General features: G+C 66.5%; 10 protein-coding genes. 7 read left to right on the plus strand and 3 right to left on the minus strand.

Features of this window, described 5'->3' with window-relative positions; all coding sequences use genetic code 11:
• Window positions 1-29 precede the first annotated feature (29 nt).
• The 7 genes from ABQ039_RS13195 to ABQ039_RS13225 all read left to right on the plus strand — a co-directional run bounded on the left by ABQ039_RS13195 (window position 30) and on the right by ABQ039_RS13225 (window position 8389).
• Window positions 30-359 (plus strand): lipid asymmetry maintenance protein MlaB, encoded by a 330-nt coding sequence (locus ABQ039_RS13195; RefSeq protein WP_016905011.1) that lies wholly within the window; start codon window positions 30-32, stop codon window positions 357-359.
• Between the two features lie 16 nt (window positions 360-375).
• Entirely contained in the window at window positions 376-2382 is a 2007-nt protein-coding gene (locus tag ABQ039_RS13200; RefSeq protein ID WP_349778044.1) for a chemotaxis protein CheA, read from the plus strand.
• Window positions 2383-2450: 68 nt separating this feature from the next.
• A complete protein-coding gene (locus ABQ039_RS13205; RefSeq protein ID WP_349778043.1) occupies window positions 2451-4607 on the plus strand; it encodes a methyl-accepting chemotaxis protein in 2157 nt (718 codons plus the stop codon).
• Window positions 4608-4617: 10 nt separating this feature from the next.
• The gene (locus ABQ039_RS13210; protein ID WP_184608984.1) at window positions 4618-5145 is read left to right on the plus strand and encodes a chemotaxis protein CheW; all 528 of its coding nucleotides are present in this window, start codon (window positions 4618-4620) and stop codon (window positions 5143-5145) included.
• 28 nt (window positions 5146-5173) lie between these two features.
• Window positions 5174-6457 carry an EAL domain-containing protein gene (locus tag ABQ039_RS13215; protein ID WP_039519918.1) on the plus strand — a complete coding sequence of 428 codons (1284 nt, stop codon included), beginning with the start codon at window positions 5174-5176 and terminating at the stop codon, window positions 6455-6457.
• A gap of 1 nt (window position 6458) precedes the next feature.
• Window positions 6459-7265: a protein-glutamate O-methyltransferase CheR gene (locus ABQ039_RS13220; RefSeq protein ID WP_016904063.1), complete on the plus strand. Its 807-nt coding sequence runs from the start codon at window positions 6459-6461 to the stop codon at window positions 7263-7265.
• Window positions 7262-8389 carry a chemotaxis response regulator protein-glutamate methylesterase gene (locus tag ABQ039_RS13225; RefSeq protein ID WP_026064711.1) on the plus strand — a complete coding sequence of 376 codons (1128 nt, stop codon included), beginning with the start codon at window positions 7262-7264 and terminating at the stop codon, window positions 8387-8389. Before ABQ039_RS13220 ends, ABQ039_RS13225 begins: the two co-directional genes overlap by 4 nt.
• A 25-nt stretch (window positions 8390-8414) precedes the next feature.
• Here the strand turns inward: ABQ039_RS13225 and ABQ039_RS13230 are convergent, their stop codons facing one another.
• From ABQ039_RS13230 to ABQ039_RS13240, 3 genes are all read right to left on the minus strand, one after another.
• Entirely contained in the window at window positions 8415-9977 is a 1563-nt protein-coding gene (locus ABQ039_RS13230) for a phospholipase D family protein (RefSeq protein WP_349778042.1), read from the minus strand.
• Window positions 9978-10128: 151 nt separating this feature from the next.
• The gene (locus ABQ039_RS13235; RefSeq protein ID WP_349778041.1) at window positions 10129-12228 is read right to left on the minus strand and encodes a M13-type metalloendopeptidase; all 2100 of its coding nucleotides are present in this window, start codon (window positions 12226-12228) and stop codon (window positions 10129-10131) included.
• A 249-nt stretch (window positions 12229-12477) separates the two neighbouring features.
• Window positions 12478-12795 (minus strand): hypothetical protein, encoded by a 318-nt coding sequence (locus tag ABQ039_RS13240; RefSeq protein ID WP_102581373.1) that lies wholly within the window; start codon window positions 12793-12795, stop codon window positions 12478-12480.
• Window positions 12796-12956 lie beyond the last annotated feature (161 nt).

A 12956-nucleotide genomic window follows, 5' to 3' on the forward strand; every position in this document is an offset into this window, starting at 1 on the left:
CGTGCGCCACCGCATCGCTTGAGGCATCCATGAACACGCCACTGTCCGATCTACCCGCGCCGCTGACGCTCGCCCTGGAAGGCGAGATGACCATCCGTCGTGCTGCCGAACTCAAGCCGCTGCTGCAGCCGGCCTTGCTGCATCCGGGCGGGTTGCACCTGGACCTGGGGGCGGTCAGCGAGATCGACACCACCGGCCTGCAGTTGCTGCTGGCGACCAAGCAGGCGATCCAGGCCGACGGCCGGCCGTTTTCGCTGACCGATTCCAGCCGCGCGGTGGTCGATGTGATCGAACTGCTCGGCCTGCTCGAAGCCTTGTACCCGCATGCGGTTGCGGGTATCGGCGAACGCATTCACTAAGGGACCGGCAACGCGTATGGATATGAACCAGCTGATGCAGACCTTCCTGGCCGAGAGCCGGGACCTGCTCGAAGACATGGAACGTCACCTGCTCGAAGCCGAGCGCGGCGAGTCCTCGCCGGATGCGGTCAACGCGATCTTCCGTGCGGCGCACACCATCAAGGGCTCGGGCGGCCTGTTCGATCTGCCGCAGCTGGTCGGCTTCACCCATGTCGTGGAAAGCGTGCTGGACCTGGTGCGCGACGACGCGCTGACGCTGAGCTCGGAACTGATCGCGCTGCTGCTGGTGTGCTGCGACCACATCCATGCCCTGGTGGAAACCGCCGCCGACCCCGCTCACGCCGATGCCGACGCACTGGCGGCAGAGGCCGACCCCCTGCTGGCACAACTGCAGACCTACCTGCAGGCCAGCGCATGCGGTGTCACCGCCTCCGCCATCCAGCACAGCACCCCGGAAAAACAGAGCGGTTACTGGCGCATCACGCTGAAACTGTTCGCCGACGCGCTGCGCTACGGCAACTCGCCGCTCAAGCTGATCCGCAACCTGCGCGGGCTGGGCTCGGTCGAGTCGATCAGCACCGATGTCAGCCAGCTGCCGAGCTTCGAAGCGCTCGATCCGGAAGCCAATTACCTGGGCTTCCAGATCCTGCTGCGCAGCGATGCCGACCGTGCCGCGATCGAGGACGTGTTCGAGTTCGTGCGCGAGGACTGCGACCTGGAGATCCTCTCGGTGCCGGCACCGATGGACGCCAGCGCCGTGCCTGCCAGCGAGCCGGTCGTGGCTGCCACGCCGGTGGTCGGCGCGCTGGCTGCCGTGCCGGCCGCAACGCCGGCACGCGCGCCGCAGGACACCGGCGCACGCAACCCCGACGCGCGCTCGATCCGCGTCGATGCCGACAAGCTCGATCGCATGATCGATCTGGTCGGCGAACTCATCATCGCGGTGGCCGGCACCAATGCCAACGCACAGCGCACCGGCGACGCGCAGTTGCTGGAATCGGCCTCGATCCTGGCCGGCCTGGTGGAAGAGGTGCGCGAAAGCGCCCTGCAACTGCGCATGGTCAAGATCGGCGGCACCTTCAGCCGCTTCCAGCGCGTGGTGCACGATGTGGCGCGCGAACTCGGCAAGGACATCGCGCTGGTGGTGGCCGGCGAGGACACCGAGCTGGACAAGTCGGTGGTGGAAAAGATCGGCGACCCGCTCACCCATCTGGTGCGCAATGCCATGGACCACGGCATCGAACCGGCGGACGTGCGCGTGGCGCGCGGCAAGCCCGCACGCGGCACGGTTGGCCTCAACGCGTATCACGACTCCGGCAGCATCGTCATCCAGATCACCGACGACGGCGGCGGCCTGAACCGCGACCGCATCCTGGCCAAGGCGCTGGAGCGCGGCCTGATCGAGCCGGGCCGCCAGCTCAGCGACCGCGAGGTGTTCGCGATGATCTTCGAGCCGGGGTTCTCCACCGCCGAAAAGGTCACCAACCTGTCCGGGCGCGGCGTCGGCATGGACGTGGTCAAGCGCAACATCACCGCGCTGCGCGGCACCGTGGAAATCGACAGCAGCGCCGGCGTGGGTACCACCATCTCGGTGCGGCTGCCGCTGACGCTGGCCATCATCAACGGCTTCCAGGTCGGCGTCGGCAAGTCGGTGTTCGTGGTGCCGCTGGACGTGGTGGAGGAATGCGTGGAATTCACCCCTGACTACGCCAGCGACTACATCGACCTGCGTGGCAGCGTGCTGCCGTATGTGCGCCTGCGCGAACTGTTCGCGCTTGGCGGCAGGACGCCGGCGCGCGAAAGCATCGTGGTGATCCGCCAGGGCGCCCAGCGCTTCGGCCTGGTCGTGGACACCTTGCTGGGCGAATGGCAGACCGTGATCAAGCCGTTGTCCAAGGTCTTCGCGCAGGTCAAGGGCATCAGTGGCTCGAGCATCCTGGGCAGCGGCGATGTCGCGCTGATTCTCGATGTGCCCAGCCTGCTGCAGCAATTGCATCCAAATCAGGACGCCCTGGCGGCCTGAGTCACCACACCAGCACTCCCCACATCACCGCGTCATTCGTTGTTCCCTGAGCCCAGGAAGCTGCCGCCATGTCACACCGTCTCCCGATCGCCACGCAGTTGTGGTTCACCGCCGCCCTCGCCCTCGCCTTGCCCGTCGCGGTGGTGGTCGCCGGCTTTGCGCTGACGCTGTCGCACGGCGCCCTGCTCGCCGCCAGCGTCCTGGCCGCGCTCGTCAGCGGCGCGTTGCTGTTCCATGCGATCCGCAGCGCGACCGGCTCGCTGCAGCTTGCCACCACTACGCTGGATGCCTTCGCGCGCGGCAACTTCGCCGTCGCCTTGCCGCAGCTGCGCGATGAGCAGGCCTGCGAGGTGCTGCGTGCGCTGCGCAAGGTGCAAGGCAACATCGCCCACGTCAATGAGGAGATCAATCGCGTCTCGCAGGAACACGATGCCGGCGAGATCGATGCACGCATCGACGTGGCGCGTTTCGACGGCGACTTCCGCACCATGGGCGAAGGCATCAACCGCATGGTCGCCAGCCACATCGCGGTCAAGAAGCAGGCAATGGCGTGCGTGGCCGAGTTCGGCCGCGGCAACTTCTCCGCCGAGCTGGAACGCCTGCCGGGCAAGAAGGCCTTCATCAACGAGATCGTCGAGCAGATCCGCGGCAACCTCACCGGCATGGTCGCCGAGGTCAACCGCATGGCGGCCGAGCACGACGCCGGCGATATCGACGTGGTCATCGACACCCAGCGTTTCAGCGGCGATTTCCGCCGCATGGCCGAAGGCATCAATGCGATGGTGGCCAGCCACATCGCGGTCAAGAAGCAGGCCATCGCCTGCGTGGCCGAATTCGGCCGCGGCAACTTCACCGCGCAGCTGCCGTTGCTGCCGGGCAAGAAGCGCTTCATCAACGAAACCCTGGAACAGGTGCGCGGCAACCTCACCGGCCTGATCGCCGAGATCAACCACATGTCGGCCGAGCACGAGGCCGGCGACATCGACGTGGTGATCGACAGCAGTCGCTTCGACGGCGATTTCCGCAGCATGGCCACCGGCATCAACCAGATGGTGGGCGCGCATATCGCAGTCAAGAAACTGGCGATGGGCGTGGTGGCCGAGTTCGGCCGCGGCAACTTCGAGGCACCGCTGGCGCAGCTGCCGGGCAAGAAGGCCTTCATCAACGACACCGTGGAGCGTGCGCGCGGCAACCTGCGCAGCATTTCCGAGGTGATCCAGGTGATGGGCGCAATGGCCGACGGCGACCTCACCCACACCGTGGAAGGCCGCTACGAAGGCGCCTTCGCCGACATGCAGCGCTACGTCAACACCACCATGAGCCGGCTGACCGAGATCGTCGATGAGGTCAACCGCAACGCCGAGAACCTGGCCAGCGCGTCCGAACAGGTCAGTGCCACCGCGCAGGCACTGGCCCAGGCCGCCAGCGAACAGGCTGCCGGCGTGGAAGAGACCAGCGCCTCGCTGGAGCAGATGACCGCCTCCATCGCGCAGAACACCGAGAACGCGCGCGTCACCGACAGCATGGCCGCCAAGGCCGCCAGCGAAGCGGCCGACGGCGGCGACACCGTGCGCGCCACCGTGGTGGCGATGAAGGACATCGCCAAGAAGATCGGCATCATCGACGACATCGCCTACCAGACCAATCTGCTGGCGCTCAATGCCGCCATCGAGGCCGCGCGTGCCGGCGAACACGGCAAGGGCTTTGCGGTGGTGGCGGCGGAAGTGCGCAAGCTGGCCGAGCGCAGCCAGATCGCCGCGCAGGAGATCGGCGAGGTGGCCGGCTCCAGCGTGGACCTGGCCGAAAGCGCCGGCCGCGTGCTCGGCGAGATGGTGCCCTCGATCCGCCGCACCTCCGACCTGGTGCAGGAAATCGCCGCCGCCTCCGAGGAACAGACTGCCGGCGTCAGCCAGATCAACACCGCCGTCGGCCAGTTGAACCAGACCACGCAGTCGGCCGCGGCCAATGCCGAAGAGCTGGCCGCCACCTCTGAGGAAATGAGCGCGCAGGCCGAACAGCTGCAGCAGTTGATGGGCTTCTTCCGGCTCGGCAACGGCTCGCGTGCGGCGGCGTCGACCAGCAGCAAGCCTGGCCCGCGCCGGATCGCAACGCATGGCAGCAGCACCGCGGCCAGCGCACCGCCGCGTCGCAGCAACGTGCGCCAGATCAGCGCGGTGGCGACCACCGCCGATGCGATCGACGAATCGCAGTTCGCCAGCTTCTGAGGAAACGACGATGCAACCGCACAGCGCAGCCATCACCACCACACGCACCGTTGCGCCGTCATCGACGGCTCCGCAGCAATACCTGACCTTTCTGCTGGGCACGGAGATGTTCGGCCTGGGCATCCTCGGTATCAAGGAAATCATCGAATACCGCGCGCCCACCGATGTGCCGATGATGCCGCCGGCCCTGCGCGGCGTGATCAACCTGCGCGGCGCGGTGGTGCCGGTGGTGGATCTGCAGCAACGCTTCGGCCGCAACGCCAGCGCGATCACCAAGCGCAGTTGCATCGTGATCGTGGAGATCGCCCATGCCGAGGTGCATCAGGTGCTCGGCCTTTTGGTGGACGCGGTGAACGAAGTGCTGGAGATCGCGCCCGACGCCATCGCCGGCGCCCCCAGTTTTGGCGCCGGCATCGCACGCGACTGCATCCATGCGATGGCCAGGATCGGCGAGCGCTTCGTGATCCTGCTCGATGCCGACGCGGTGGTGGGCAACGACGCACTCGCCCAGCTGCCTGTCGCCGAGCTGGCAGCCTGACATGTCCAGCATGCACGCAAGGACTCCCATGCGCCCCACCCTTCTCTCCTGCAGCTGCGCGCTGGACGGCCCCGTGTTGGTCGTCGACGACAGCGTGGTCCAGCGCGAACACGCGATGGCGCTGTGCCGCCAGCTCGGCGCCGTCGCGGTCGATGGCGCGGTCGACGGCCACGCCGCGCTGGCCTGGCTGGGCAGTGCGATTTCACCATCGCTGCTGCTGATCGATCTGGAAATGCCGGGCATGGACGGCGTGCAGCTGCTCGATGCGCTGGCACGCGGCAAGTACAGCGTGCCGGTGGTGGTGGTCTCGCAGCGCGGCGGCGCCCTGATCGATGCGGTGATGCAGCTCAGCCGCAGTGCCGGCGTGCGCGTGCTCGGCGGCATCGAAAAGCCGATGCATCTGCAGGACCTGGCCAATGTGCTGGAGTGCGAACCGGGGCTGGCCACGAACGCGCCTGCATTTGCACAGCCGGCGATATCGCCGCTGATGTCCAGCGGTGGCGCGGCGGCATCGCGGCTGGACCGGGCCATGCGCCGCGGCGAAATCCGCGTGGCCTACCAACCCAAACTCGATCTCAGGGATGGTCGCCTGCGCGGTGTGGAAGCACTCGCGCGCTGGCGCCGCCCGCAAGGCGACATGATCGGGCCGGAGCGCTTCATTCCGCTGGCCGAACGCGAAGGCCTGATCCATGCCTTGACCCAGCAGGTGATCGACCTGGCGGTTGCGCAACTGGTGGACTGGCGCGCAGAAGGCTTCGAGCTGAGCCTGGCCTTGAACCTGTCGCCCAACCTGCTCAGCGAGCAGGGCTTTCTCGAACAGCTATGCGGCAAGCTGAGCGACAACGGCCTGAGCCCTGCCGATCTGGTGCTGGAACTCACCGAAAGCGCCATCGTCGAGCCAGCCAATGCCCTGAGCATGCTGGCGCGCCTGCGCCTGCATGGTTTCGGCCTGTCGATCGACGACTACGGCACGGGGTTTTCCTCGCTGCAGCGCCTGGCCAGCATTCCCTTCACCGAACTCAAGCTCGATCGCAGCTTCGTGCATGCCGCCCATCGCAGCCGCAGCCAGCGCACCGTACTCGAATCCACGCTGGAACTGGCGCACCGGCTCGATCTCACCGCCGTGGCCGAAGGGGTGGAAACCCCGGACGACTGGCGCCTGCTGCGCGAGCTGGGCTGCGACCTGGCCCAAGGCTACCTGATGGGCTCGCCGATGCCCGGGCCGATGCTGTCGGAATGGTGGCGCGAACACGCCGTGCGCATCGCCCGCCTGTGCGGCAACGCACTGCCCAGCGATGCGGATGTCGCCTGACATGAGCACGGCCACCGCCATCACCGAACAGGAATTCGGCCGCTTCCAGCGCTTCATCTTCGAAGCGGCCGGCATAAGCATTTCCTCGGGCAAGAAGGCCATGTTGTGCGGCCGCCTGGGCAAGCGCCTGCGCGAACACCAGTTCAGCAATTACACGCAGTACCTGCAGTTGCTGGAAAGCCGCCAGGACCGCGCCGAGATCCAGACCGCGATCGATCTGCTGACCACCAACGAAACCTACTTCTTCCGCGAGCCCAAGCACTTCGAGCTGCTGCGCAAGCTGGCCGGCGAACATCGCGGCGGCCTGCCGTTCCGCTGCTGGAGCGCGGCCAGCTCCAGCGGCGAAGAGGCCTACAGCATGGCGATGGTGCTGGACGACGCCTTGCAGGGGCGGCCGTTCGAAGTGGTTGGCAGCGACATCAGCACCCGCGTGCTGGCCAAGGCCCGCACCGGGCACTACGCGCTGCAACGTATCGACGGCATTCCGCAGGCGTATCTGAAGCGCTATTGCCTGCGTGGTCAGGGCGAGTACGACGGCACCTTGCTGGTGGAGCGCCGCCTGCGCGACCGGGTCAAGTTCGTGCATGCCAACCTCAACACGGCCCTGCCGATGCTGGGCAGCTTCGATGCGATCTTCCTGCGCAATGTGATGATCTATTTCAACGGCCAGACCAAGCGCGAGGTCATCCTGCGCGTGCTGTCCAACCTCAAGTCGGGCGGATATTTCTGCATCGGTCATTCGGAAAGCCTGAGCGAACTCGACATCGATCTGGTCCAGGTGGCACCCTCGATCTTCCGCAAGGCCTGAGCCAAGGATCCGCCGTGTCGATAGCCCTCAACCGCCCTGCCGCCAGCCCCAGTCCCATCAAGGCCATGGTCGTCGACGACTCGGCGGTGGTGCGCCAGGTGCTGGTGGGCGTACTCAACGACGCGGCCGACATCGAGGTCATCGCCACCGCGGCCGACCCGTTGCTGGCGATCGAGAAGATGCGCAAGCAATGGCCGGACGTGATCGTGCTGGACGTGGAAATGCCGCGCATGGACGGCATCACCTTCCTGCGCAAGATCATGAGCGAGCGCCCCACCCCGGTGGTGATCTGTTCGACGCTCACCGAAAAAGGCGCACGCGTCACCATGGATGCCCTGGCCGCCGGTGCGGTGGCCGTGGTGACCAAGCCGCGGCTGGGGCTCAAGCAGTTCCTCACCGACTCGGCCGAGGAACTGGTCAATACGGTGCGCAGCGCCGCACGCGCCAACGTCAAACGGCTGGCCGCGCGGGTTGCCGCAGCGCCGCTGGAAGCGGAGGTCAAGCACACCGCCGATGTGATCCTGCCGGCGCAAAGCGGGCGCGCGCTGGCGCAGACCACCGAACGCATCGTCGCCATCGGCACCTCCACCGGCGGTACCCAGGCGCTGGAAGAAGTGCTGACCGCCTTGCCGCGCGTCTGCCCCGGCATCGTGATCGTGCAGCACATGCCGGAGAAATTCACCGCCGCCTTCGCCGCGCGCCTCAACGGCCTGTGCCAGATCGCAGTGAAGGAAGCGGCCAACAACGACCGGGTGATGCCGGGCCGCGCACTGATCGCGCCCGGCGGCAAGCATCTGCTGCTGCGCCGCAGTGGCGCGCAGTACTTTGTCGAAGTGATGGAAGGCCCGCCGGTCAACCGGCATCGTCCGTCGGTGGATGTGCTGTTCCGCTCGGCCGCACGTGCGGCCGGCAGCAATGCGCTGGGCATCATCATGACCGGCATGGGCGACGACGGCGCCGCCGGGCTGCTGGAAATGCGTCAGGCCGGCGCGCGCACGGTGGCGCAGGACGAGCACACCAGCATCGTATTCGGCATGCCCAAGGAAGCGATCAAACGCGGCGGCGCCGACCGCATCCTGCCGCTGGGCGCGATGGCGCGCGAGATCGTGACACAGCTGCAGTAGCGCACTGCACGCGCGCGCCGCGGAACTACAACTGCGACTCCAGCGGCAACCAGCCCATCACCGTCGCCGCGCCACGCCGCCACACACTGGCTGCGGGCTCCTGCGACCACACCTCGGGCGGTTGCGCCGCATCGTCGTGCCAGCGCAACTCGCCGTGCTCCAGGGTCACGCGGTAACTCACCGGCGCACCGATCTTGCGGTTGTAGACCTGTTCCAGTTGCGCGGCCACTGCGCGATCGTTGAACAGCAGGCCCATCTCGGTATTGAGATTCATCGAGCGCGGATCCAGATTGAACGAGCCGATGAAGCCGCTGCTGTCGTCCACCACGAAAGCCTTGGTGTGCAGGCTGGCCCCGCTGGACCCGAACAGGCTGCCGTCCGGCTTGCCCATCGGCTTGAGCTCGTACAGGCGCACGCCCTGGGTGAGCAAGGGCACGCGGTAACCGGCGTAGCCGCTGTGGACGGCAACCACGTCGTTTGCCGCCAGCGAATTGGTCAACACGCTGACGCGCACATTGCGCTGGCGCAACTGGCCGATCCAGCGCATGCCTTCCTCGCCCGGCACGAAGTACGGCGAGATCACCTTCAGCTCGCGCTGCGCACGCGCCATCTCGCCGATCAGGATTGGCGTCATCCAGTCCGCCTGCGGTGGTGCGCCTTCGGCCTTTTCCGGCGGGTCGGAGACGATGCGCGCCTGCTCCAGCCAGTGCACCTGGCGCTGGCCCTGCGTCAGGGCCTGCACGCTCGGCGACTGGCGCAGCCGCTCCACGTAGGGATGCGCGCGTGCCGATGCCAGGCCGGCGTCCAGACTGCCGCGCAACGCATCCAGTGCCTGCGGCCGTGCGGTCACCAGCGCGTCCAGCGGCAAGGCATTGGGGCTGTTCCAGTACGCATCGAAGACCTGCTCGGCCTGGCCCACGGCCGGCCCCATCAATGCCGCATCCATGTCCATGAAGTTGGTGTCGCGCGCCGCATCGAAATACTCGTCGCCGACGTTGCGGCCGCCCACCACCGCCATCCGGCCATCGGCAATCCAGGCCTTGTTATGCATGCGCCGATTGATGCTGAACATGCGCAGCACCATCTCCACGCCGCGCATCAGCGTGCCTTCGCGCGCACGGGTGGGATTGAACAGCCGGATCTCGATCAGCGGGTGGCTGTCCAGCGCCGCCAGCACCGAATCGCTGCCGTGGATGTTCATGTCGTCCAGCAGCAGGCGCACGCGCACGCCGCGATCGGCCGCATGCAGCAGCTCGTTGTGCAGCAGGTTGCCGGTGAAGTCGGCATGCCAGATGTAGTACTGCAGATCCAGGCTGCGCCCGGCCGCACGCGCGGTGAGCGCGCGCACCGCAAACGCATCGACGTTGTCGGGCAGGATCACCATGCCGGTCTGGCCGGCATGTGCCTGCTGCAGCGGCGCGACGACCTGATCGATCGGCGTGGCGATCGCCGTGGCAGGCAGCGCATGGCTCACCGCACCGCGTTGACGATCGGCAAAGCGCCCGTAGCCGTACAACGACAGCACGCTGCCCAGCACCAGGATCAGCACACCGATCCCGATCGCCTTGAAGATCTTTCGCCTTGTCACTGCCGCTCCCCGCCGGTCGAAGCGCGGCAGTCTAGACGTTACGCAGGCAGCCCGATGTGCAGACGCAGCCGCAAGCAGGCTCTACAAAGCCGCTAAAACGCGGCAACTGCAGCACGCGCGGTCGCAACCGCACGTGCTGCAGTTGCGCCGATCACCAGATCGCAACGCGTTGCTTGTCCCCACGCACCATCGCATCGCCGGGCTTGCACTGGAATGCCTGCGCGAATGCCGGCATGTTCGACGGCGCGCCATTGGCGCGGAAATTGGCCGGCGCATGCGGATCGGTGTTCAGGCGCACGCGCAGTTCGCCGTCGGTGAAGTTGCGGCGCCACACCGTGGCCCAGTTCATGAAGAAGCGCTGGTCCTGGGTATAACCGTCGATATCCTTGCCGGCGTCGGGTTGTTCCTGCAACGCCATCTGCAGCGCGTCGTAGGCCACGGTGAGACCGCCCAGGTCGCCGATGTTCTCGCCCAGGGTCAGCTTGCCTTTGACATGTACGCCGGGAATCGCCTCATAGCCGTCGAACTGCGCCACCAGCTGATCGGTGCGCTGGGTGAACAGCTTGCGGTCCGCATCGGTCCACCAGGTATCGAAGTTGCCCTTGGCATCGAACTGGCTGCCCGAGTCGTCGTAGCCATGCATCATCTCGTGCCCGATCACCGCGCCGATACCGCCGTAGTTCAACGCCGGGTCGGCCTTGGGATCGAAGAATGGCGGCTGCAGGATCGCCGCCGGAAACACGATCTCGTTGCGCGTGGCGTTGTAGTACGCATTGACCGTCTGCGGGGTCATATGCCACTCGCGCTTGTCGACCGGCTTGCCGATCTTGTCCAGCATGTAGCGGTAGTTGAACGCCTGCGCGGCCTGCATGTTGGCCAGGAAGCCATCGCCACGGGTTTCCAGGCCCGACCAGTCGCGCCATTGGTCCGGGTAGCCGATCTTGGGCGTGAAGCTGGCCCACTTTTCCAGCGCGCGCTGCTTGGTTTCCGCGCTCATCCAGTCGAGTTTTTCCAGCCGCGCCTTGAGCGCCGCCGAGAGGTTCTGCACCAGCTGCTGCATCTGCTGCTTGGACTCGGCCGGGAACGCGGACTGCACGTACAACTGGCCCAGGGCCTCGCCCATCGCCTCGTTGACCGCGTTCAAGGTGCGCTTCCAGCGCGGCAGCATGTCCTGCTGGCCACGCAGCGTCTTGGCATAGAAATCGAAATTGGCCTGCTCGAACGGTTTGGCCAGATACGGCGCTGCCTCATCCACGCTGTGGAAACGCAGGTAGGCCTTCCAGGTGTCCACCGGCGTGTCGGCCAGCATCGCATCGAGCTCGGCGAAGTAACCCGGCTGGCTCAGCGAGAAGGTCCCGGCCGGCACCTTGAGCGCGCTGAAGAACGCCTGCCAGTCGAAATGCGGCGTGACCGCATTGGCGCCGGCCACATCGACCGGGTTGTAGCGCTTGGCCGGGTCGCGCAGTTCGATGCGCGACAGCGAGGCATTGGCCAGGCGCGTTTCGAACGCCATCACCGCCTTGGCCTGGGTTGCCGCCTGCGCTGGCGCAACGCCGGACAATTCCAGCACGCGCGCGATGTAGGCCACGTACTGCTCACGGATCTTGGCCTGCGCCGGATCCGTGTAATAGCCCTTTTCCGGCAGTCCCAGACCGCCCTGGCCCGCGTAGGCGATCATCTGTTCGGAATTCTTGTAGTCGGCATTGGCGCCGAACGAGAACACGAAGCCCTGGCCCTTGGCATAGCTGTCGCGCAACCACGCGGCGATGGACGGCGCATCGGTCAGCGCATCGATCGCCTTCAGCTGCGGCTGCAGCGGCATGATGCCGGCCTTGTCGATCGCCGCTTCGTCCGAGCCGGTGCGCCACAGGTCTGCGATCTTGGCATCCACCGAGCCGGCCGACAGGTTGCCGCGCGCCAGTTGCTCCACCAGCGCGTGCTGGATGGTCAGCGAACGCTCGGCCAGCACTTCGAAACTGCCCCAGCTGGTGCGGTCCGATGGCACCGGATTGGCCTTGAGCCACTTGGCGTTGACGAAGCCGTTGAGGTCCTGGCACGCGTTGATGGCCGGATCCAGATCGTTGATGCCGAAGGCCACGATCGGTGCATCGAGCTTGGACACATCCACCCTGGTCGGTGCGGCCGGCGTTGCGGCCGGTGCCGGCTTGGCGCTGTCGTCGGAACTGCCGCACGCCGCGAGCGTCACCGCGATGGCCACCGCAAGCGACAGTGGCGCGAATTTGCTCAACATCTTTCCATTCTCCAAGGCAGACGACCGCGTCGGACGCAGTCAAAAAAGTAGGCAATCAGCGCAGACACACCAACCACACCATCATCGCAACGGCACCGCAACGCCCTGACGTCCGGTGCCGCGCCTTATCGAAGAACGCACAACGACCGACAAGACACTGCGCGTCAGCCGGGCACGCGCGTGCCAGCGCCATCTACCGCCGCGGGAACCACCCAGCAGTCCGGCGCAGCAGCGCGCCATCGACTGCCATCATTTGCGTGCGTACACCGGCGCCATCAACAGATACACCGGATACGCCAGCGCCATCAGCACCAGCGCGACCTCATGCCCGGACGCTGCCTCCGCCCAGGATTCCATCTGCCGCGACGGCCCCAGGAAACCGAACATCAGCAGCGCCACACCCATGGCGCAGATCAGCAGCGCCACGCCGATCGCCGAAGCGGACACGCTGCCCCAGGCCAGCACCGCAAACGCAGCGCTGCCACCGGCCAACAGCAAACCCAACGTGACCAAATATGCGCGGCAGTAGGTGGCACTCATCTGTTGCCTATTACGCTTGCTGGACATCATGTCTCCCCTGCAAGAACACACGCACGCTGCCCTGCGGTACCCGTTCGATCCGCGAACAGGCGCCGCCTGCGTGTCAAACCCGCACGCCTCGTTCAAACGCGCGTTGCGAAACCCACGCCACGCTGCGCGCCATGCACGCAGCGCAGCCGGCGGATGCG

The organism is Xanthomonas sp. WHRI 6108, assembly GCF_040202385.2.
Taxonomy (GTDB): Bacteria; Pseudomonadota; Gammaproteobacteria; order Xanthomonadales; family Xanthomonadaceae; genus Xanthomonas; species Xanthomonas arboricola.

Bases quoted from the DNA above. Each gene is read 5' to 3' on its own strand.
- ABQ039_RS13195 (WP_016905011.1), top strand. From the start codon at position 30: ATGAACACGCCACTGTCCGATCTACCCGCGCCGCTGACGCTCGCCCTG.
- ABQ039_RS13200 (WP_349778044.1), top strand. From the start codon at position 376: ATGGATATGAACCAGCTGATGCAGACCTTCCTGGCCGAGAGCCGGGAC.
- ABQ039_RS13205 (WP_349778043.1), top strand. From the start codon at position 2,451: ATGTCACACCGTCTCCCGATCGCCACGCAGTTGTGGTTCACCGCCGCC.
- ABQ039_RS13210 (WP_184608984.1), top strand. From the start codon at position 4,618: ATGCAACCGCACAGCGCAGCCATCACCACCACACGCACCGTTGCGCCG.
- ABQ039_RS13215 (WP_039519918.1), top strand. From the start codon at position 5,174: ATGCGCCCCACCCTTCTCTCCTGCAGCTGCGCGCTGGACGGCCCCGTG.
- ABQ039_RS13220 (WP_016904063.1), top strand. From the start codon at position 6,459: ATGAGCACGGCCACCGCCATCACCGAACAGGAATTCGGCCGCTTCCAG.
- ABQ039_RS13235 (WP_349778041.1), bottom strand. From the start codon at position 12,228: ATGTTGAGCAAATTCGCGCCACTGTCGCTTGCGGTGGCCATCGCGGTG.
- ABQ039_RS13240 (WP_102581373.1), bottom strand. From the start codon at position 12,795: ATGTCCAGCAAGCGTAATAGGCAACAGATGAGTGCCACCTACTGCCGC.